This is a genomic window from Brevundimonas sp. NPDC046655 (genome assembly GCF_044901625.1).
In the GTDB taxonomy this organism is placed as follows: domain Bacteria; phylum Pseudomonadota; class Alphaproteobacteria; order Caulobacterales; family Caulobacteraceae; genus Brevundimonas.
The window spans coordinates 1-20,033 of sequence record NZ_JBJDPV010000006.1 but is presented as its reverse complement, the minus strand read 5'-3'; the positions used below and the strand labels follow the sequence as shown (position 1 = coordinate 20,033).

Genomic DNA, 20,033 nt, shown 5'->3' with positions numbered 1-20,033 from the left:
CAATTGCACTCATAGGCCGTCAACGACATTGGCGAGCTCGACCAAGCAGGCGCCGTTGGAGAGATTGCAGGGCCACCTGAACCACGTCGCCCCGGCCCCCCATAGAAGCGCCGGAGACGACGAAAGCGATCGTCGAACCTAGCGTTCTACTGATCGCCGCCACCCCAGGCGCTTTTGAGGCGTCGCGCCCACGCGGACATGCCGTCAGGCGATGAAGCGTCTTCTTCCCTTCTCGACCGCCATCCGGTGCGTGCTCACGACAGCCGTGCTGCGGGCCTTGATCGTCTCCATGAATATCCACTCGCCGCCGACGCGCTCTGGCGTGATGTCGATCATCATGTAGCCGCGCCCGCTGGTCTGGGCCCAGGCCATCTCAGGATTGGCGGCGACGAAGGACCGGGCGGCGACCGACGGGGCCACGCCCAGCTGGCGCTCGATGCCGTTGGAGGTCACGGCCTGGCCGGCGAACTCCACCCCGGCGGGGCGGCCGTCCTCGGACAGGGAATAGGCCCAGGCGTTGTGGCTGTCGCCGGCCAGCATGACCAGGTCGGCGTCGGCCGCCTGCGCCGCCCTGAGGAAGCGCGCGCGCGCCGCCGGATAGCCGTCCCAGCGGTCCGTCCACATGGGCAGACCGGCCCGACCCGCACGGGCGGCGTTGGTGAAGGAGCGGACGACGCCTTCGCTGAGGTCCGGACGCAGCCAGCTGACGGCGTCCTGGGGCATGACGGTGCGGCCCATGATCGTGCCCATGCCCACCACCTGCCAGGCCGTGGTCCGGGCGTTGGCCCGCAGTTCGCGCGCCAACCAGGCTTCCTGGGTCGAGCCCAGCATGGAGGCCGAGGCGTCCTGCCAGACGCCGTCGCGGAAGGCGGTCAGGGCCGCGTCGGTCCCCTCGCGATAGGCGGCGCCGATGTCGGCCTGGCGCGTCCGGCCGATCAGCCGCGATTCCGTGCGGTAGAGGGTGGCCAGATCGCCGATCGGATAGGCCTTCCAGGGCTCTTCCGAGATCGGCATCCATTCCAGATAGGCCAGAGCGGCGGCGGCGCGGCGCGTGCTCCAGTCGCCCTCGGTCGCCGCCTGATGGTTCTGGGCTCCGCCTTCCCAACTGTCGTTGGTCGATTCATGATCGTCCCAGACGCAGACCATGGGCGCCGCCGCGTGTACAGCCTGCAGGTCAGGGTCGGCGCGATAGCAGGCGAAGCGCAGGCGATAGTCGGCCAGGGCGACCATCTCATGATCGTGGGCCGGCAGGACCGCGCGCTCGGCGATGCGATCATCCACGGCGTAGGAGCCCAAGCCGTACTCATAGACATAGTCGCCGACGTGCAGCCACAGGTCGACGTCGTCGCGCGCCGCCGCATGGGCATAGGCGTTGAACCACCCCATCGGCAGGTTGGAACAGGAAAACAGGCCAATGCGGAACCGCTCGGCCCGACCGACTGGCAGGGTCCGCGCCCGGCCCGCCTGCGACTGCGACCCGTCTGGGCCGATGAAGCGATACCAGTAGGTCATGCCCGGCTGCAGGCCGTCCAGAGTGATCTTCACCGTCCAGTCGCGATAGGCGCCGGTGCGGGCCACGCCACGCGCCGCGATCTGGCGGAAGTCGCGGTCCAGGGCGATCTCCACATCCAGCCGGACCTCGTCGGCTCCACTCGCCGGGACGTAGCGGCTCCACAGCAGCAGGGAGTCCGGCCCCGGCTCACCGCTAGCCACGCCGTGGGTGAAGCCTGAGGCGCCGAGAAGCGCCTGCGCCAGGGCCGCGCCGCCCGGCAGGCCCAGCGCGGCCAGGCCCAGGCCGCCGCCCAGCACCAGCCGGCGTCGATCAAGCTGCAGAGGCATGAGATTATCCTTTGGAGGTCGAGGGACGCCCTCCCTCAGGTCGAACTCCCGGCGGCCGCACCGTCGCAGGAAGGCGCGGCCACCGGGTCTTCAGGTCGATAGGGCGATCAGAAGACACCCTTGACGCCGATGTTCCACATCGAGCCGTAGACGGTGTACTGCTGCACCCGATCACGCTCGTTGGAGTAGATGACGTCCGGCGAATTGAAGATGTTGCGCCCCGCCAGCATCAGGTCGAAGCGGTCGTTGATCTTGTAGTTCACGCTGACGTTCCACAGCTCGCGCGGCGAGTGGTAGAGGACGCCGTTGTTGGCCGTGGTCGGCGTGTTGTTCAGCCCGCTGACGCGATATTTCGACTGCCAGTTGCCGTTCAGCTGGAAGTCGAAGCGGCCGATGTTGTAGCGCACGCCCCAGTTGGCGGCCTGTTTCGGCGTGCCCTGACGCTCGCCGTCCGGATCCAGATAGGTCACCGAGCCATGCAGGCCCAGGCCGCGCCAGGCGCCGGGCAGGAAGGTCAGCTGCTGGCTGTATTCCGCGACATAGCCCCGGTTGGTGCTGGTCCCCGGCAAGTTCTGGGCGCTGCGGAAGGTGTAGCCCGCATACTCAGCCGGATCGAAGCCGACATCCTCAGGGTTCACCGTCATGCCGGTGACCTGCATGTCCTGCATGTCGAGCTGGTAGGCCGACAGACCGATGATGCCCGCCGGCGCCAGATAATACTGCAGGCTGGCGTAATACTTCGTCGAATGCTCCGGCTTCAGCTCGGGGTTGGGCACGGTGACGATCATGGTGTCGTCGTTGACCGACACCACCCCGCCCAGATTGCCGTAGTCGGGACGCAGGACCGCCTGGCTGAAGGACAGCTGCCCCACCAGCTTGTCGGTGAAGTCGTATTTGACGCCGCCGCTCCAGAACCAGTCGTCATACTCGCCCTTGCGATCCTGATAGGTCCCGTTGTTGTACTGGTACAGCAGCCCCTCGACCGTGTTGACCGACAGGCCGGCGTCCGTGACCTCCTTGAGCGGCCGAACGACGGCGATCCGGGACGCGGTCTCGGTCTTCTCATAGCGCAGCCCCAGGTCGAACCGCGCGCGGCCGGCGTCGGCCTGAGCCTCGACATAGGCGGAGGTGATGTCCTCCTTGACCCGCTTGTCGTTGTCGAGACGGCGCTTCAGGTTGCCGACCTCGTCCGCCACGAAGTACTCAGGGTGTTCGCGGTAGATGTCGTACATGCCGTAGTGGCTGTCGGCGCGCCAACCTTGGGCGTTCATGTTGCCCGCATCAAAGCCGATCATCTCGAAGCGGTATTTCTGGGTCCACGGCACCACGGCTTCGGGGGCGGTCTGGGTCAGGTCGCCGGTCGAGCCGACGTACTGGAACTGCTGATAGGAGCCCTCGTCGGTGCGCCAGTCATTGCTGCGCGCGCCCATGCCGCCCATCAGGGTGAAGTAGACGTCGCCCAGGCTGAGCCGCTTCTTCACGTCCAGGTTCAACGAGTACATGTCGTTGACGGCGTCCGATTCCGCCGTGCGGACATTGTTGCCGATGTCGATGTCGCGGTTGAAGTTCATCGGATCGCTCCACGAACGACCCGCCGTCTGGCGCAGATACCAGGCGTTGGAGTCCGTGGAATCGCGCTCCATCTCGAAGCCAATCCCCGTCAGGTGGTTGTCGGTTCGCTGGAAGAAGCCCTTGCTGGTGTCGCGGAAGTTGAACTCCGCCGACGAATAGCTGGCGCGCAGCGCCGCTTCCCACGTCTCGCCCTTATACTCCAGCTTGGGGGCGATCAGATAGGTCGGCGTCCCGGCGTAGCGGTGCGAATAGCCGGTGTGCAGGCGCGTGTTCCGACCGTCCGGATTGACCACGATATGCGTGCCCGTCGAACCCGGCGCGGCGTAGGACCGGATCGTCGTGCCGAAGGTCAGATAGGTGTACTGGTTGAAATACTCGACATCGTAGAACGAGTAGTTGCTGCGCAGCGAGAAGATCAGGTCTTCGGTGAACTTGTAGTCCAGCGCCAGGTTGGCGGCCGTGCGGCTGGTCAGTTTTGGGCCCGGACGCCACATGACCTGATAGGGCAGCACCCGGCCGTCGGCCAGATAGGACCAGTCCGTCTGGATGCGGTCCTGCTGGACGTAGTTGGCGTTGTGGCTGGCGCTGACCGCCACGCCCAGGCGGCCGTCCATGAAGACGTCGGCGTAGGAGAACTGGCCCGAAGGATAGAGGCTGGCGTGCTTCTTGTCGTCGGGCATGTAGTGACGCGACAGGGCCGAGTCCGAGGTCGCCACCCCGCCAACCTGGAAGCGCAGCTGCCGCTCGGGCAGTTGGAAGGCGTACTTGCTGCGCAGGTTAATGCTGCCGCCCGGCGAGTCCGCGTCCATGCTGGCCAGCAAGGTATGGTTCAGTTCGATCGTCTCGATGCCGGTGATCGACATCTGCTCGAACGAGTTCTGACGGCCCGAGTTGTTGTTCGAGGTGGCCGTGGCCATCCTGGCCCCGTCCATGGTGAAGGTGGAGTACTTGGGCGGCAGGCCGCCGATGCGAACCGCCGTGGCGTCCACCTCGGTGTAGTCGATCGACAGGCCCGGCATGGACTTCATGAACTCGCCCACGTCGCCCATGGTCAGGGCGCCGAAGTTGTCGGCCGGGACCACGTTCTTGGCGTTCATCGCCACGCGGCGCTCCATCAGCGCCTTGGCCTGGCCCCCGCGCGCGGCCGTGACCACGATGTCCTCCACGGCAGAGGCCTCGTCGGAGCCGGCGTAGAGCGGCGCCTTCAGCTCGATGTCGAGAACCGTCGTCTGGCCTGCGATGACGCTGGCCGTGGCCCGCGCCTCCTGCAGGCCGGCGTAGCGGACCACAAGCGTGACCTCGCCAGTCGGCACGCCGCTGAGACGGAAGGCGCCGCCGTCCTCGGAATAGGCAACGATGCTCGTGCCTTCGACGCGAACCTCGGCGTTGCGCAGGTACTCGCCACTGACGGTGTCGAGCACCCGGCCGCGCAGGGCGCCGGCGGCGGCGGGCGCCTGGGCCGCGGCCTGGCTGGTCGTTTGCGCCTCGGCCGCCTGAGGCGTCACGGACGCAAAGGCGGCCGCCATCAGCGGATACAGCAAGAGGGCTCGCGGGCTGACGCTGGCGAGGTGGCGAGAACGGGCCTTCATGGGAGTTTACTCGAACAACTGGGAGGGAAGAGAAAAAGCGAGGGGATGCAGGTCGCCGCGAGCGGCGCGCCGAGAGAGCGGGCGCAGCCGTCAGGCGCGGCTCAGGGCGTGGGGGTTCGTCTCAGGCGTTCATCGGCGTCGACCGGCGCGAAAGGGGCCCGGGGATCGCCGGTCCAGCGCATCAGGGTCAGGTCGGCGGTCTGGCTCCCCTTCCCGCCCGAATTCACCGCCAGATAGAAGAGACCGCGCCCCAGGGGCTCCAGGCCGACGTCCGCCTTCCAGCGCCAGCCGCGCAGACCTGTGGCGGGGTCTTCCAGACCGTCCTGAGCCAGAGGCAGGATCAGGCCCTGCTCCCAACCTTCGCTGGACGACGCGGGCACGCCGATCAGATCCCCCCGCGTCGGCCGGGCCTCGGCCTCGACGGCAAACAGAAGATAGTTGGGGAGGCCGAGCTTGCGGCCTTGATAGACGCCCATGAACCAGCGCCCGACCTCGGCGTCGTAGGCGAGGGTCTGCACCCCATAGGTCGTATTGCCGGTGCGGACGAAATACTTGCCGTCAACAGCGGCGGGGCCGGCACGATGCGGCTCGGCCTCGGACAGCGGACGAGCGTAACGGCCCCAGTCGGCGATGTCGTACTGCAGCAGGACCTGATGATCATTGTCGGTCCGCGTCACATCGCCGTAGACGCCATAGGCCACGGTCAACAAGGAGGGGCCGCCCCTGCGCCCGAAGCGCGGGCCGAACGCCACCCCGTCGATGCCCGAGGCGCCGTAGCGATGATCGCGCGTCGCGGCCACGTCACCGTCAAAGCGCCCATCGCCGTCCATATCGGCAGCGTAGTCCCTGGCGACCTCGGCCAGATGGACCGTTTTGAACAGGTCGCTGCGGCTGGCCTCGACCCCGACCTCATTCAGGCCCGCGACATCGATGACGGCGATATAAAAGGCCTGGTCCGCCTTGTACTCCAGCGAGCCGTAAAGCTTGCCGTCGACCGGATTGAAGGCCAGGTCGCCCAGATGGCCTGTCCATCCGACCAAGGTTCCGACCAGTCGCCCTTCAAGGTCGTATTTGGCCAACAGGTTGGTGAAGGAATAATAGATGAAGCCGCCGTCGACATCGACGGCGACACCCTGAACATGGCCAGAGTTCCACGTCCCGCCGTTCTGGCTCAGCGGCAAGCGAGCAAGAGTCTCTCGAGCGCTACGCTCCACCATGGAAGCTTGAGCCGGATGAGGAGGAACGGCGATCAAGGCCGCCGCCACAAGCGCCGCGCCCGCCATGGCCAGCGGCACGGTTGCGCGTGGCGAAATACTGAACTTCATCGGCGCCCGCCTCCCCTTGCGACGGGGACGGCACCTAGGGCGAGTTCATGATCGACTGCTCACGTTTAAGCTACAATCGCAGCAAGCTTGGGCAACAGTTTCCATAAAGAAGCGATTGAAGCGGAACATCTTTGTCCCCCACCCCCAACACAGCCAGCCTTGATCCGGTATTCGCCGCCGATCCAGGCGATCGGTCCGCGCAGAGCCACGGTGAATTCCACGGCGAGGTCGCAGCACCTCAACCCCCGACCACCGGCGCCCCACCAAACGCCGTCGGACGGAGCGGGTCATCCAGAACCAGCGCCGAACCTGGCGGCCCGCCTGGCGCTGCGGCAGGCGCGAAATGCAGAAAGCCCCACGGTTGGAGGCCATGGGGCTTAATGTCGATTGACGGCGTGCGATTGGTGTATTAGTTCACCGATACACCAATCGGACACCGCTCCTTGCACTTCTCCATCAACCCCACGGACAGCCGCCCCATCTACGTCCAGATCATGGACGAGGTCCGGCGCGGCATGGCCTCAGGCGCGCTCGCTAGCGGCACCCCCCTGCCTTCCGTCCGCCAGCTGGCCGTCAGCCTGAAGGTCAATCCCAACACCGTGGCCCAGGCCTATCGCGAGCTGGAGCGCGAGGGCCTGGTCTATGTCCAGCGTGGACAGGGCACCTTCGTCGGCTCCGCGCGCCAGATCGACGACGACCGCACTGCCCTGGCCCATGAACTGGCCCAGCGGTCGCTGGTCGAGGCCGCGCGCCTGGGGCTGAACACGGAACAGTTCATCCAGGCGATCCGCTCGGTCGACTCCTCGAAAGCCCCGCTCAAATGATCATGCCCTCTTCCGCCGACGGAGACGCCGGCCTCGCCGTCGCGACCCACGCCCTGTCCAAAATCTATGGACGGGCGACCGCCTTGCAGGCTGTCGACCTGCGGGTTCCCGTAGGCGCCGTCTATATGCTGGCCGGAGAGAACGGGGCGGGGAAGTCCACCCTGCTGCGCCTCCTGCTGAACCTGGAGCGACCGACCGGAGGTCAGATCGAGGTCACGGGCCTGGCGGCGGATCGACACGGCGCGCGCGTTCGCGCCCGTGTCGGCTATGTGCCGGAAGGCTTCGGCATGGGCCCCAGTTGGATGACCGTCGAGCGCTGGTTTGCCGAACGGGCCGTCTATTATCCGGCCTGGGACGCGGCCTACGCCGCCGCCCTGTCTCGTCGCCTGGACATCGACGTCTCTCGACGGATCGGCCAGTTGTCCAAGGGCCAGGCGCGCCGCGCGCAGATCGTGGCCGCCATGGCGCACCGCCCGCCCCTGCTCCTTCTGGACGAGCCCACCGACGGTCTGGACCCGGCGGCGCGCGACACGGTGCTGGAGCTGGTCTCGGATCATCTGTCCCAGACCGACTGCACCATCCTGGTCTCCACCCACCTGATCTATGAGCTGGACGCCTTGGTCGATCAGGTCGGCGTCCTGTCGCACGGCCGCCTGACGGCCCAGACGCCGCGCGACGCCCTGCGGGAATCCGTGAAGAACTACCGCATTCGCGGTCCCGAAGGATGGGAGCCCCCGTCCGACATCCCCAGCGTGCTGCATCGCGGCCAGTTCGGTCGCGAGCACAGCTGGGTCATCCGTGGCGAGGAAACAGAGGTCGCCGCGCACGTCGCCGCATCCGGCGGCGAGGTTCGGGATGTCGCCTCCCTCACTCTCCACGACGCCGTCGTCCATCTGATGCGCCAGGGAGCGGCGTCATGACCACCAACACCAGCCACGAGCCGCCCCGCGCGGCCGCCGTCTTTCAACTGCAGCTCAGGAAGATGGGCCGCGTCCTGCGTCCCGAGCTGATCGGTCTGGTCCTGATCCTCAGCCCTACCGCACTGATGGCGCTGGGCTTGCTGATGCAGCGCGATGCGGCTCTCGACTACCCCCTGGAGCTGAGCTTCCTCCTGCCGGCCGCAGCCTTTCTGCTGCCCTTCAGGCTCTGGAACAGAGAGGGGCTGTTCGAGCGCGGCGATTTCCAGCTCATGCCCGTCGAGCGTCGCAGGCACGTCCTGATCAGGGTCTGCGCCGGCTCCGTCTGGGCCCTGGGCCTGGCCGGCATCGTCGTCCTTCTCTTCAATCTGCTGGCGCTGGCGGCAGGCTCTCCGACGATCGGAGCTTCGGCCTGGCTGTGGCTGGTTCCTCTGGGCTCCGTGGCGACGGCCTATCTGATGGGCAGCGCCCTGGTTCTGGCCCTGCGTCATCCGCTGCGCTGGAGCGCCGGCCTGATCCTCGCCTTCGTCCTGCTTTCGGCCTTCAACCTGAGCGCGCCTCTGGACCCCATGATCCAAGTCATCCTCCAGGGCGATCTGGGGCTGGAGCGGGTTCTGACCGGCGGCGCTTCGAGCACGGCCTGGATCGTCGCCCTCCTCTTCTGGTTCGGGCTGGGCCTGATCGCCGTCACCCTGGCCTCCCTGCGTCACCGGGAGGGCTGAAGGATGGAGGGCTTCATTCACGACGCCGCCGCCTTCATCGCGCGACACGGCGTCTGGGCCGGTCCGCTTCTGGGCCTGATGACCTTCGGGGAATCCCTGGTGCTGGTCGGCGCCTTCGTGCCGGCCACCGCCCTGATGGCGGCGACGGGCGTCCTAGTGGCGACGGATGCCCTGTCGCCCGCGCCGGTGCTGTTCTGGGGATGCGTCGGCGCCGTCCTGGGCGAGGCCCTGTCCTATCACCTGGGGCGGCGGGCCGGACCGGCGATCTGGCGCCACCGGCGACTGCGGTCCCAGCGGAAATCCGTGGCGCGCGCCCGGCTCTACTTCCGACGCTATGGCGCGACCTCCATCTTCCTCGGCCGCTTCCTGGGTCCCCTTCAGGCCGTCGTCCCCCTGACGGCCGGCGCGACCGGCATGGGTCAAGGCCGCTTCCATGTCGCCAATGTGCTGTCGGCCCTGATCTGGACGCCCGCCATGCTGGCGCCGGGATATGTGGCGGCCGGGGGCCTGGACGGGTGGAGTCCGCCGCTTCTGAGCCAGAGCTCCTCGCTCGTTCCTGGGATCACAGCCGTCGCCGTCATGGTTCTGGGCTGTCTGCTGATCCTCGAATCCCTGTTCAGCGATCGGCGGGGTTGGACCCTGCACCCCATATGACCCCGCCCTTCTCCCTGCCGGTCGAGGCTCCCTTCCTGCTTCTCGGCACGAGCCTCTGGCTCCTGATCTGCTTCGCCGTCGTCTTGAGCCGGCCACGCTCGCGGTCCTGACCGCCCTTCCCATCCCTCCATCTCAGAGATTTTTCATGACACGCTCACCAGCGCGCCTTTCCGCATGCCTGGCGTCCAGCCTCGTCCTGGCCCTGGCCGCAGGAACCGCCGCCGTCGCCGCCCCCGTCGCCGAAGCCTCGGCCGCCAGGCCTGCCGCCTACAGCGCCGCGCAATTCTATGAGACGGTCGACCACCGGCTGGCCGGCGGCTCGGGCCTCGCCTTCTCGCCCGACGGCCGTTTCGTCCTGATGACCAGCGACCAGTCGGGCGTGTTCAACGCCTACGCCGTTCCGGTGGACGGCGGCGCCCCCGTCGCCCTGACGACCTCGACCACAAACGCCATAGAGGCCCTGAGCTGGTTTCCCGAGGACGAGCGCATTCTGGTGATCTCGGACAGGGGCGGCGATGGACGCACCCACCTCTATGTCCGCGAACGTGACGGCGGCTTGCGCGACCTGACGCCCGAAGGTCGGGTCACGTCGGACCTGCTGGGCTGGAGCGGCGATCGCTCCACTATCTGGATCGCCTCCACGGCCCAGGATCGCCGCGCTCCGGACATCCTGGCGGTCGATCCCGTCACCTACGAAAGCCGCCTACTGTTCCAGAACCCCGGCATGTTGATCGAAGCCGTTTCGCCCGATGGACGCTGGGTCGCCCTGCGCCGACAGTCCGGCTCGGCCGACAGCGACCTCTATCTCGCGGATCTGACCCAGGCGGGCGAGCCGCGCCTGATCACCCCCCACGTCGGCATGGTCCGCCACCATGTCTTCGACTTCACGCCCGATTCCTCGGCCCTGATCTTCGGTTCTGACGGCGCGGGCGAGTTCGGACAGGCCTATCGCTACGATCTGTCCAGCAGCGCGATCACCGAGGAGTTGAAGGGCGACTGGGACGTGATCGCCGCCCACTTCTCTCCGTCCGGCCGCTACCGGGTGTCCGCCTTCAACGCCGACGCCCGCACGGAGATGACCGTCACGGACATGACCACCGGCGCGCCGATCGCTCTGAAAGGCGTGCCGGCGGGCGACATCGGCGCGGTGCGCTTCCGTGCGGACGAAGGACGGATCGTCTTCACCGTCTCCTCCTCCACCTCGCCTGCCGACGTCTTCATCGCCGACCTGACGACGGGCGAGACGCGAAGACTGACCCAGGCCCTGAACCCGGCGATGCAGGAGGACGACCTCGTGGAAGCCGTGGTCGTTCACTATCAAGGTGAAGGCGGCGTGACGATCCCGGCCAACCTCTATCGCCCCAAGGGGGCCTACGCCGCGACCCCGGCTGCGGGCGTGGTGATGGTTCATGGCGGACCGGGCGGTCAGGCGCGTCGCGACTATTCGCCGATCATCCAGCACCTGGTCAATCACGGCTACGCTGTCCTGGCGGTCAATAATCGGGGCTCGTCAGGCTACGGCAAGACCTTCTTCCGAATGGACAATCGAGCGCACGGCGAGGCCGACCTGCGCGACGTGGTCGCCGGCGGCCAGTGGCTGCGCGATCAGGACTGGGTCGCCGACGATCAGGTCGCGGTGATGGGCGCCTCCTATGGCGGCTACCTGGCTCTGGCCGCCCAGACCTTTCATCCCCAGGCCTTCGAGGCGGCGATCGACATCTTCGGCGTCACCAACTGGACCCGCACCCTGGAGGAGGCCGCGCGCCTGCCCGAATCCCGACGCACCGCCCTCTACGACGAGATGGGCGACCCCGCGACGGACGCCGAGCGCCACCGCCGCATCTCGCCCCTGTTCCACGCCGCCAACATCGTCAAACCCTTGCTGGTGGTCCAGGGCGCGAACGACCCCCGCGTCCTCAAGATCGAAAGCGATGAGCTTGTCGCCGCGGTCAGGGCCAACGGCACGCCGGTGGAATATGTGGTCTTCCCCGACGAAGGCCACGGCTTCCGGCGGCGCGAAAACCGGGTGGCGGCGCAGGAAGCCTATCTCAGGTTCCTCGACCGCCATCTACGTTCCCGGCCCGCACCGGAACGCTGAGCCCCGATCAGTCCGCAAGGAATCTGGCCAGCGAGGCTATGTCGGAGGCGCAGTGGGCAGCGTAGATGGGGCGCCACTGCGTGCTCACGCCGCGCTTGACGAAGGCCGCAACGCGCCAGAAGCGGTCATCGCCATTCGGCCAGAAAGTAGACCTTCGCGCCCCCTCTCGTCCGGCCGCCATGACTCGGCCAGAGGCACAGCTTCAACCGCCTCTCGGAAAGCGTCCTCCTGGCTCGCTGCCTGAATGAGTTCAGAGAACCGGTCCACCAGGTCGGCCTGGAGGCCGGCACGCTCTCCCGGCACCTGATCTATGGCCTTCGGGAAGCCGGCTTCGACGTCGTGTGCATGGAGGCGCGGCAGGTTGCTGCAGCCCTTTCAGCCATGCGCAACAAGACCGAGAGCCACGACGCCCGCGGCATCGCCCAGATCCTCCACTCTGGGTGGTACAGCCGGGTTCATGTGAAGAGCGTCGAGAGCCATCATTTGCGGGCCCTGCTGACCAGCCGAAAGGTGATGCAGCGCAAGTGCATCGACCTGGAGAACGAGATCCGCGGCCTGCTGAAGATCTTCGGCGTCAAGCTGCCGATGCGCCTGTCGCGCGGCGCCTTCGACGTCGCTGTGCGCGATTCCATCGAAACCCTGAGCCACGCCCTCCAGCCAATGCTCCAAGGGCGGCAGATGCTGTTTATCGGCGTCATCTTTGGACAACAGGATCGCTTCTACGGAGCTGCGGTGCCGCAACGGGATGGGGAAGCCCGCTAACCACCCTTAGGCGACAATGACCGGGGCCACTTCGAGCCCGGTCGCGAGTCACAGATCGATCTGTTCCGACATTTCCAGAGCGTCGCCCACCTCGATGCCGAGGTATCTTACGGTGCTCTCCAGCTTCCTGTGACCGAGCAGGCGCTGACAGGCCCGGAGGTTACCGGTCTTCTTGTAAACGAGCGGCACCTTCGTCCGCCTGAGGCTGTGGGTCCCGTAGCCCTGCGGTTCCAGGTCGATCATCTGAACCCAACGATCAAAGAGCCGCGCGTACTGACGGGTGCCAATGTGCTGACCTGGCCGGCTGCGGCTCGGAAACAGTCATTGTCGCGCTGACCGCGGATCGCCAGCCAAATGGCGATGGCGTCGCGCGCAGGCTCCGTGATCTCGAAAGGAACAGGCCTTCCGGTCTTCTGCTGGATGACAATAGAGCGCTGGCGAAGCACGCCGCCGGGCGCCACATCGCTGACCCGGAGCCGAACTAGGTCACAGGCCCGCAGCTTGGCGTCCAGGGCGCAGTTGAATATCGCAAGGTCGCGCACCCTCCTCGCGACTTTCAACTGCTGTCGAATTGCCCAGATGTGCTTCGGCTTCAGCGGCGCCTTGTGGCCGATGAGACGGCCAGCATTCCGCGGGCGCTTGGGTTGAATGAACAGGTCAGCCTGGCGCATGGCCAACCTCCATTAAGGTCGCCTCCCTGTCAGTTGCTAGTCTACGCTCTCAGCATCTCCTCAGCGCCATGAGCGGCATTCGTACCCGCCCGCGTCTAAGTCTGGGCGCCGGCGCAGAACACCACCACGGTGCCGATCGAGAGAGCATCCCGCAGGAGCAAGGAGAAAGTATGGGAGACTCTTCGGTCAATGGCCGTGGAGTCGTCAGCTCATCGTGTGCAGAACGATCAGAATGCCAAAAATGGTCCAGTCGTTAACAATGTGGGTGGTCGCCGAAGCCCAAGGGCTCTTGGTTACCAGGTACGGCAACGTCAGCGCCAGCCGGGCTGAGCTGATGATCCCGAACGCCTGGAGCAGGTGCCAGCCGTATGTCGGCAAATGCAAGGCGCCGAAAATCAAGGCCGATATGATCCAGGCCAGGAGCACCGCGCCCAGTCTTGGGATCTTCATCCTCGACCGGAACAGGGTCAGGAGAGCCAAAAACGGCAGTATGGTGACCAGTTCCTCGCCGAACAGTTGAGGGGCGGTGGAGGCGAAGAACTCTATCCTCTCGCCCGTCGCCATTCCATACAGGAGATCCTTGACCGGATTGCCTGAAGTCGAACTGAACGCTTGTACGACGAGCGCTGCAGCTATCGAAACCGCCCAGGTCACTGGCAGAAAGGCGATCCCGATCCAGAAGTCCTTCCAGCGTGGAGCCGGAAACAATGCCGTCCAGTTGCGCCCCGCCGCCAGGATCACACCCAGGATCGGAAACGCCACGAAGACGGTCACGCCGGCCCAGTGAGCCACATGGGACGGCAAGGACGCCAACTGCGGGAGCGCTCCGGGCGCGCCCGACAGCATTCCGGGGAGAGTGATCAGACCCGCGAAGCCGACAACGCAGCCGAGCATGACGACCAGCCACCGCGCGGCCGACAGACCTGTGGGTTTGCCGTCGTAGAAGGGGAAATCCCGGCTTCCGTCCATCACCCTGCCCTTCAAACACCCCTCACTGCGGCGCCGCGACGCACGCGAGCGCATGGCGTGATCCGGTCGCGCGCGCTCCTTAAACAGGTCCGATCAGTAGGGATCCATTGAACGGACATCGCCCGATGCCCTGACCGTGCAGCGCGAGCGATAGGAGCCGGTAGCCATAGTCAGTTCGTACTCGCCGCGCCCCAGATCGCGCACGCCGATCGGCACGCTGGAGCCATAGGGACGGTTCTGGAACTCGTCGGCGCTGCGCGCACAGGCCTGCTGCGCGGCCGGCGGGGCGCCCTGGACCCAGCGGCTGTTCGAATGGCGGCGATTGCGCGCCTCATCCTCGCCGGCGAGATAGCCCTCATGATAGCCCTCGGTCTCGTGGCGGTCATCATAGTTGGCGCCGTACAGGGCCGCCTGATAGCCGCGCTGATATTCGCGGTCATGATTATCGTCAGCGTCATGGTGGCGATTGTTGTGGGCGGCGACAGCGGCGGCCAGGCCGACGATGGCCACGCCCGCGACCACGGCGGCGGCGTCACTGGAGCCGGAACGCCCTCCGCCGCCGCATTCGCTGCGTCCGGCGCGATTGATTGAGGCGTATCGGCCGTCGCGGGTCATGATCGCGACGCAGTCGTCGCCCTTGCGCCACCAGGTCATGCGGCCGTCGCCGACGACCTCGGACCGGTCGGTGGCCTGATAGCCGCGGCGTTGCAGTTCACCCTCGGCTTGACCCGCCCGGGCGTCGACCAAGTCGCTGAGCGCGCCCGGCGTCTGGGCCCAGGCCGAGGCGGAAGAGGCCAGAACGAAGGCGCTCGCAGCAATGGCTACGATGGTTCTTTGACCGAAGGACATGACGGTTTCCATTGCGAGCGTTTCACCGCTGACTTTCGGCGACGCCTACAAAGAGCATGGATTTTCGAGAGCGGCAATTGACCAAGCGTTTCAGAACCGCAGCGACGCGCGACAAGGGGGGCCGCAGTCACCCCCAGACGATGATCGCACCCAGACCAAAAGCGATCGCTGAACCGGTCCCGTAGCCGCCAAGAGCGATCAGAGCCGCCGCAAAAGGATATCGGCCACACTCTTTTCGCAGCCAGACCATCTCGACGGCGATGTACCAGACCGTCGTCAGAAGCAGAATGGCCACGCCCGCCGCCACGCCCCAGACATTGGGATACCGGATGCAGGCGGTGCCCATGCTGATGAGGATGGCATAGGCGCCGGCAAGATAGCACTGGGCGAAGAAGGGCGTGCGCAGACTTTCCCGATCCAGCCGCTTACCCGTCAGGCCCAGGGCCAATGACGCAAAGATGAGCGCGTAGAGGCTGTACAGGAGAGCGCGAAAGGCCAGAAGCGCCTGTTCATTGCCGGTGATCACACGGCCGATTTCCGAGGTTCCATGCTGGACCTTGAAGCCGAGCGCGAGTTCCAGGCCGTGAGAGAGCAGTATGCTCAGGACCAGAAACAATGGCGGACTCAGGGTTTCCAGATACTGCTTCTCAGGCTTGTCCCGTTGTTCCTGATCGGAATAGTGCATGGTTTGCAGCGGACGGGTCAGCGTCATCCACAGGGTCCGCGGGTAGAAGAGCAGCCAGGAAATCACCTCATAAAGCAGCTCTTCCACCGACCGCAGGATCGTCAGAACATTCATTGGCTCCCCCCGAAACGGCAGGATAGCAGACATCCCTCGATTTGGTCGGCAGCCTTCAGCCACAGTCAGCGACAAAGCGCCGCCGTACGCCGTCGATGCGCCGGGCACAGTCACTCGGGCTTTGCTCGGAAGACGACTGTCCGAATATCCGGCGATGACCCGCTTTCGAGCCAAAGTGCATGGAGCCTGAATCGACCCGCAGGGGCGCCCGGGTCATGACCTGTCGCCAGGATCGACTTGACCAATGGGTAATATTACACCGCCGCGCTCTGAATCCGCCTCCGCTTCGGCCACTCGCGCCTTGCGGTTTCGCTCCCTGGCGCGGCGATAGCCTACGTAGACGACCAGAAATGATGCGAGAACGATCAGCACGACGGGCGCCCAGTTTTCCCGGAGAGGCAGGGCGTAAACTTTTCCGATTGTGTACAGCGAGACCATCGCAACAGTCGCGCCGCACAAGCCCGCCAGCCACGGCCCTCCGGTTGGCGTCGGGGCATATAGTTCCGCTCGCTCGGCCGCCTCACGCTTCCTCTTCGCGTCTTCCACGGCTTGCCTCCCGACAGCGCTAGACCAATCGCCAGCCATGAAGCTGACCTGACGCCAGTTGCACAGTGACGACATCGCCGACCAGGCTGACTTCTGAAGAGCGACGCCCCGACCCAAGGACGTCAAGCTCATGATTATTGGCTAACCGAACCCTTCGACCACCCTGCGGCAAGAGCCCAATGACATGAGCAGCCATCGCGATGGGGGTCTGTCCAGGCAGAGTATTCCTGGCGGTGATCTCGTAAAGTTTGTTGAAAGCCATGACGAACATTTCCTGTCGGTCCAAACGAACGACCCAGATGGATATGGGGAGGCGTACCTGCTTCCCAGCGCTACTGGCCTCCGCTTTCCACCTAGGCGAGGCTTGCTGGGCACACGGCCCGCGTCAAAAGAACCCGCCGCCGGACGCCCGATGCAGGTCAGGCCAGGTCGCGTATGCGCATGGTTCCGCTGTTGCTCGTCTTCACCTCGAAGCGTCCGCTTGCGCGAATGAGATCAGACAGCTTGGCGTATCCATATGTTCGCTGGTCGAAATCCGGGTGGGCGTTGCGCAGACGGTTGCCGATCCCGCCCACAGCGATCCATCCTTCTCCGTCCTCATCCATATCGGCGATCACGCTTGCGATCAGCCGCGCCGCTTCAGCCGGCTTTCGTTTACTCTCGCCTGAGCCGCGCGTCGCCCTTGCGGTGTCTACATCGCCCTCGCCAGGAAGGCTCAGGTTCTCGGTGTAGATGAAGCGGGTGCAGGCCTGACGGAAACTCTCAGGCGTCTTCTGCTCGCCAAACCCGTAGACGTCGACGCCCTCTTCGCGAATGCGCGACGCGAGCCGTGTGAAATCCGCGTCGGACGACACCAGGCAAAAGCCGTCGAACCGGCCGGAATGCAGAAGGTCCATGGCGTCTATGACGAGCGCGATGTCACCCGAGTTCTTGCCCTTGGTATTTGCGAAATTCTGCTGAGGCTGGATAGCGAAACGAGCCAGCACCTTCGTCCAGCCGGAAATCTGGGGACTGGCGAAGTCGCCGTAGATGCGTCGCGCCGATGCTTCGCCCAAGGCCGCGATCTCTGTGAACAAGGCTTCTGCGATTTTCGGAGAAGCGTTCTCGGCGTCGATCAGCACAGCCAGTCGCGGCGCCCGGCCTTCAATCGCCATGATGGATTTTCGCCATTGCCTTGTCGTCGAGAGGCTTCGTGTAGATTCCCAATCTTTGGGGGGAGAGCCGATCTCCCGAAAGGGCCGGCGCCGGCCCAGTTAAAGCCTCGGCGACGGCCGAGAGGAAACGCAACCGCCCTCGAGCCGCAACAGCGGGGTCTTCTCCAACGCGGCCCCCTCGCCCGTCAACGCGGCACGCCTCGTCTCGAAGCCTGCTGATCAGGGCCGCGAGATGTCCCTTGCTTTTGCGGTCATCCATGAGAACGGCATGGGTCCGGGCCTCAGCCAGTCGTCGCTGCAAGGCAGCGTCAACATCCTGCCCCAGACCCGACCTCACGGCCATCTGGACGAAATCATGCGCGTACAAACGCACGAAACTCTCTTCGATCATCAGGGGTCTTTCGAAAGCGACGGCAGGGCCGTCTGATGTCCCGACACAGGCGCAGGCTTCCTTTTCCTGGGCGCGCGGGCGGTCTTGACTGCCGGCGGCTTGGGAATAGCTGCTCGCCTGTCGGTCTCTGCTTCAATCAGCGGAAGAATATCGGATGCAGCCACGATCTGAGGCGGCAGACCATGCTGAACCAGCCGCTGCGCATTAATGCGCAGGGCTGACAGGTCCGCGTCGCTCATCAGTGGAATTTTTTCAGCCAGAGACGACACGAGCACGGCCTTCTTTCGGAGGGTCGGGCCGACGCGTCAGGCGCCACCCCTTCAACTGGTTGAAGCCGATCTCTACTCGCACCTCATCGCCCAGGGTGCTGGTCCTGAGTGGTCGACTGAGACTGGGAAGAACCGTGATAACATGGCCATTGGCCAATCGGACCCGGCGCGCTCCCAGAGGAAGCAGGCCGGTCACCACGCCGTCGAAGGCGATCTTGTCATCGCGAAAAGAGACGATGTCGCCCTAGCCCGCCACCGCAAGGCGGCCGGCGGATTCCTTGCCGCTGCGGGCGTCCAGCTCGACCTCAAAGTTGAGCTTCTGTCCCTCGTTAAGAGAAGCAAACTCGGACACCTCCACCGCTGAAGCATGAACGAAGACGTCCTTGCCTCCATCGTCAGGCGCGATGAAGCCGTAACCCTTGGTGGAATTGTACCATTTGACTGTGCCGGTAGCCATTTTCAGACCTCCATATAGCGTTAGCGACAGAGAAAACCTCTGAGGCCTGTCGGGTCTGGATGGGATCGGCTTTTGAACTTCTGTGCGTCGTGCAGAAAAGAGCAGCAGCGTTACGCAAGAAGATCGACAAATCTCATATGGGAATGAGACGACAGCAGCGCAAGGCGGAACGGCCGATCGTCAAAAAATATCCGCAGATCAGGATTCACCTTCAAATGGTTCCAGCACACCCATGACGGGCAAATTCGTCGATTTGACTGATTTTAAACGCCCCACGCCTTCAACAAAACATTCCACATCATGGATAAAATCGTTGGGTTTTCGGCGGACATTTTTCGGTTTGCTTTTAGATTCTTTAGCGCTTGAACTCTCGTACTAGCCTACGTCGACACCAAAATCGTTGCCGCCAAGTGTGGCCGTGCCATGATTTCGCCTAAGCGCCAGCAGCGGTCACTCGCACCATGCCGCAAACACGACATTCCGCGCGTGTGCCGAAGGTCCGCTTTCGGGCGCGGTGCCTATTTCTCAAACCGACCCGTTGCGGACATATCGCTCCACTCAGCGGTTGCCCGAGGTTTTGCGAACGACGCCGATCAGTATCATCCGATGGAACTGAAAGATCAGCCAGCAAATGAACGCCGAGATTGGGACGGCCACCAGATCACTAATTTGGCGAGGCGGGGTCACAATCAGCGCCAAAATGACCCAGAGGATCCAGAATATTCCAAAACCCCAAGCCATTATCCGCACCGTCAACTTGGTCTTGGGGCCAAGCTCAATCTGTGGCTTGGGCGTTGGCGCAATGGGGGATGCTGGCGGAGCATTCTTGCGCTCCAGTTGGTCTAGCGCCTTGGCCAACTCTTGGAGTTTTTCTTCGCTAGATTGGGGCGGCCTGCTCATTGGCGAAGCCTAGCCGCCGTAATGTCCGCTTTCCACCCCTTCGAGAAATTGGGACAGTCCGCTTGCCGGCAGACCGTCCAAGCCAGCCTAGATGTCTATCTGCTCCGAGATCTACAGCGCGTCAGCCACTTCGATGCCGAGATACCTAGCCACCTCCCACGATCGACACCCCCTTCTCAGGATACACTCCATACGGCACCTCGAACGAGTGCCGCTGGAACGCGAACTGACGGAGATTGAGCGCAAACTGAATCGTGCGCAGGCCATGTGCCTATACGGCGCGATCGAGACGGCAGAACTGAAGACGATCAGCACCCCGCTGAAGACCAGCCGGAGCGAGATCCAAGCCCGACTGGCGGCCGACGCGCCGCCCCGTCGGTGATCCAGCTGCACCCCGGCGCCGCCGAGGCCTACCGCCGGCTGGCGGAAAACCTGCACCAGGCGATCGACGGAGAGGACGGCGAGGAGGTGCAGACGGAATTGCGCAAACTGATCGAGCGCATGGACTTCATCCCGCAGGAAGGCCTGGGCAAGTTCCAACTGGAGGTGCACAGCAGCCTGGCGGCGCTGTCGGCGCTGAGTCCAGGCCCAGAAAGCAGAAAACCCCACAGGGGGCGCCTGTGGGGTATCACTGGGTGCGGGAGCAGGATTTGAACCTGCGACCTTCAGGTTATGAGCCTGACGAGCTACCGGGCTGCTCCATCCCGCGGCAAGGCGGTGTGTGAG

20 protein-coding genes, 1 tRNA gene and 1 pseudogene are annotated in these 20,033 nt (G+C 64.9%); 7 read left to right on the top strand and 15 right to left on the bottom strand.

Annotated features, from left to right (window positions below; all coding sequences use genetic code 11):
• Positions 1 to 204: 204 nt before the first annotated feature.
• The 3 genes from ACI2KI_RS15055 to ACI2KI_RS15045 all read right to left on the bottom strand — a co-directional run bounded on the left by ACI2KI_RS15055 (position 205) and on the right by ACI2KI_RS15045 (position 6,325).
• Positions 205 to 1,839 (bottom strand): alkaline phosphatase D family protein, encoded by a 1,635-nt coding sequence (locus ACI2KI_RS15055; RefSeq protein WP_404621355.1) that lies wholly within the window; start codon positions 1,837 to 1,839, stop codon positions 205 to 207.
• A 107-nt stretch (positions 1,840 to 1,946) separates the two neighbouring features.
• On the bottom strand, positions 1,947 to 5,000 hold the full coding sequence (locus ACI2KI_RS15050; protein ID WP_404621353.1) for a TonB-dependent receptor: 3,054 nt from the start codon (positions 4,998 to 5,000) through the stop codon (positions 1,947 to 1,949).
• A 101-nt stretch (positions 5,001 to 5,101) separates the two neighbouring features.
• The gene (locus ACI2KI_RS15045; RefSeq protein WP_404621351.1) at positions 5,102 to 6,325 is read right to left on the bottom strand and encodes a hypothetical protein; all 1,224 of its coding nucleotides are present in this window, start codon (positions 6,323 to 6,325) and stop codon (positions 5,102 to 5,104) included.
• Positions 6,326 to 6,768: 443 nt separating this feature from the next.
• On the opposite strand from ACI2KI_RS15045, the gene ACI2KI_RS15040 reads away from it, so the two are divergent.
• The 6 genes from ACI2KI_RS15040 to ACI2KI_RS15015 all read left to right on the top strand — a co-directional run bounded on the left by ACI2KI_RS15040 (position 6,769) and on the right by ACI2KI_RS15015 (position 12,302).
• Positions 6,769 to 7,149 (top strand): GntR family transcriptional regulator, encoded by a 381-nt coding sequence (locus tag ACI2KI_RS15040; protein ID WP_404621349.1) that lies wholly within the window; start codon positions 6,769 to 6,771, stop codon positions 7,147 to 7,149.
• Positions 7,150 to 7,151: 2 nt separating this feature from the next.
• Positions 7,152 to 8,069, top strand: coding sequence for an ABC transporter ATP-binding protein (locus tag ACI2KI_RS15035; RefSeq protein ID WP_404621347.1), 918 nt, complete (start codon positions 7,152 to 7,154; stop codon positions 8,067 to 8,069).
• The gene (locus tag ACI2KI_RS15030) at positions 8,066 to 8,788 is read left to right on the top strand and encodes a hypothetical protein (RefSeq protein ID WP_404621345.1); all 723 of its coding nucleotides are present in this window, start codon (positions 8,066 to 8,068) and stop codon (positions 8,786 to 8,788) included. The genes ACI2KI_RS15035 and ACI2KI_RS15030 overlap by 4 nt, the downstream gene beginning before the upstream one ends.
• A 3-nt stretch (positions 8,789 to 8,791) precedes the next feature.
• Positions 8,792 to 9,442: a DedA family protein gene (locus ACI2KI_RS15025; RefSeq protein ID WP_404621343.1), complete on the top strand. Its 651-nt coding sequence runs from the start codon at positions 8,792 to 8,794 to the stop codon at positions 9,440 to 9,442.
• A 145-nt stretch (positions 9,443 to 9,587) separates the two neighbouring features.
• Complete coding sequence (locus ACI2KI_RS15020; protein WP_404621341.1) at positions 9,588 to 11,540, top strand: S9 family peptidase; 1,953 nt, start codon at positions 9,588 to 9,590, stop codon at positions 11,538 to 11,540.
• A 228-nt stretch (positions 11,541 to 11,768) separates the two neighbouring features.
• Positions 11,769 to 12,302 carry a transposase gene (locus ACI2KI_RS15015; protein WP_404621575.1) on the top strand — a complete coding sequence of 178 codons (534 nt, stop codon included), beginning with the start codon at positions 11,769 to 11,771 and terminating at the stop codon, positions 12,300 to 12,302.
• A 48-nt stretch (positions 12,303 to 12,350) separates the two neighbouring features.
• Here the strand turns inward: ACI2KI_RS15015 and ACI2KI_RS15010 are convergent.
• The 11 genes and pseudogenes from ACI2KI_RS15010 to ACI2KI_RS14960 all read right to left on the bottom strand — a co-directional run bounded on the left by ACI2KI_RS15010 (position 12,351) and on the right by ACI2KI_RS14960 (position 19,307).
• Positions 12,351 to 12,973, bottom strand: a pseudogene (locus ACI2KI_RS15010) (tyrosine-type recombinase/integrase).
• Positions 12,974 to 13,177: 204 nt separating this feature from the next.
• Positions 13,178 to 13,996 (bottom strand): type II CAAX prenyl endopeptidase Rce1 family protein, encoded by an 819-nt coding sequence (locus tag ACI2KI_RS15005; RefSeq protein WP_404621339.1) that lies wholly within the window; start codon positions 13,994 to 13,996, stop codon positions 13,178 to 13,180.
• 39 nt (positions 13,997 to 14,035) lie between these two features.
• Positions 14,036 to 14,791, bottom strand: a complete 756-nt coding sequence (locus tag ACI2KI_RS15000; protein ID WP_404621337.1) for a hypothetical protein — start codon at positions 14,789 to 14,791, stop codon at positions 14,036 to 14,038.
• Positions 14,792 to 14,918: 127 nt separating this feature from the next.
• Positions 14,919 to 15,590, bottom strand: coding sequence for a hypothetical protein (locus ACI2KI_RS14995; protein ID WP_404621335.1), 672 nt, complete (start codon positions 15,588 to 15,590; stop codon positions 14,919 to 14,921).
• 213 nt (positions 15,591 to 15,803) lie between these two features.
• Positions 15,804 to 16,136, bottom strand: coding sequence for a hypothetical protein (locus ACI2KI_RS14990; RefSeq protein WP_404621333.1), 333 nt, complete (start codon positions 16,134 to 16,136; stop codon positions 15,804 to 15,806).
• Positions 16,137 to 16,155: 19 nt separating this feature from the next.
• Positions 16,156 to 16,398 (bottom strand): hypothetical protein, encoded by a 243-nt coding sequence (locus ACI2KI_RS14985; protein WP_404621331.1) that lies wholly within the window; start codon positions 16,396 to 16,398, stop codon positions 16,156 to 16,158.
• A gap of 157 nt (positions 16,399 to 16,555) precedes the next feature.
• Positions 16,556 to 17,290, bottom strand: coding sequence for an NYN domain-containing protein (locus tag ACI2KI_RS14980; RefSeq protein ID WP_404621329.1), 735 nt, complete (start codon positions 17,288 to 17,290; stop codon positions 16,556 to 16,558).
• Positions 17,280 to 17,681, bottom strand: coding sequence for a hypothetical protein (locus ACI2KI_RS14975; protein ID WP_404621327.1), 402 nt, complete (start codon positions 17,679 to 17,681; stop codon positions 17,280 to 17,282). Before ACI2KI_RS14975 ends, ACI2KI_RS14980 begins: the two co-directional genes overlap by 11 nt.
• Positions 17,681 to 17,950: a hypothetical protein gene (locus tag ACI2KI_RS14970; protein WP_404621325.1), complete on the bottom strand. Its 270-nt coding sequence runs from the start codon at positions 17,948 to 17,950 to the stop codon at positions 17,681 to 17,683. The genes ACI2KI_RS14975 and ACI2KI_RS14970 overlap by 1 nt, the downstream gene beginning before the upstream one ends.
• Positions 17,951 to 18,194: 244 nt before the next feature.
• Complete coding sequence (locus ACI2KI_RS14965; protein ID WP_404621323.1) at positions 18,195 to 18,407, bottom strand: cold-shock protein; 213 nt, start codon at positions 18,405 to 18,407, stop codon at positions 18,195 to 18,197.
• A 558-nt stretch (positions 18,408 to 18,965) separates the two neighbouring features.
• Entirely contained in the window at positions 18,966 to 19,307 is a 342-nt protein-coding gene (locus ACI2KI_RS14960) for a hypothetical protein (protein ID WP_404621321.1), read from the bottom strand.
• A 378-nt stretch (positions 19,308 to 19,685) separates the two neighbouring features.
• Here ACI2KI_RS14960 and ACI2KI_RS14955 point away from each other — a divergent pair, with 378 nt between their 5' ends.
• The gene (locus tag ACI2KI_RS14955; RefSeq protein ID WP_404621319.1) at positions 19,686 to 19,961 is read left to right on the top strand and encodes a hypothetical protein; all 276 of its coding nucleotides are present in this window, start codon (positions 19,686 to 19,688) and stop codon (positions 19,959 to 19,961) included.
• On the opposite strand, the gene ACI2KI_RS14950 is transcribed toward ACI2KI_RS14955, so the two are convergent.
• Positions 19,940 to 20,016 (bottom strand) — tRNA-Met (locus ACI2KI_RS14950). The genes ACI2KI_RS14955 and ACI2KI_RS14950 overlap by 22 nt on opposite strands.
• Between the last annotated feature and the right edge of the window lie 17 nt (positions 20,017 to 20,033).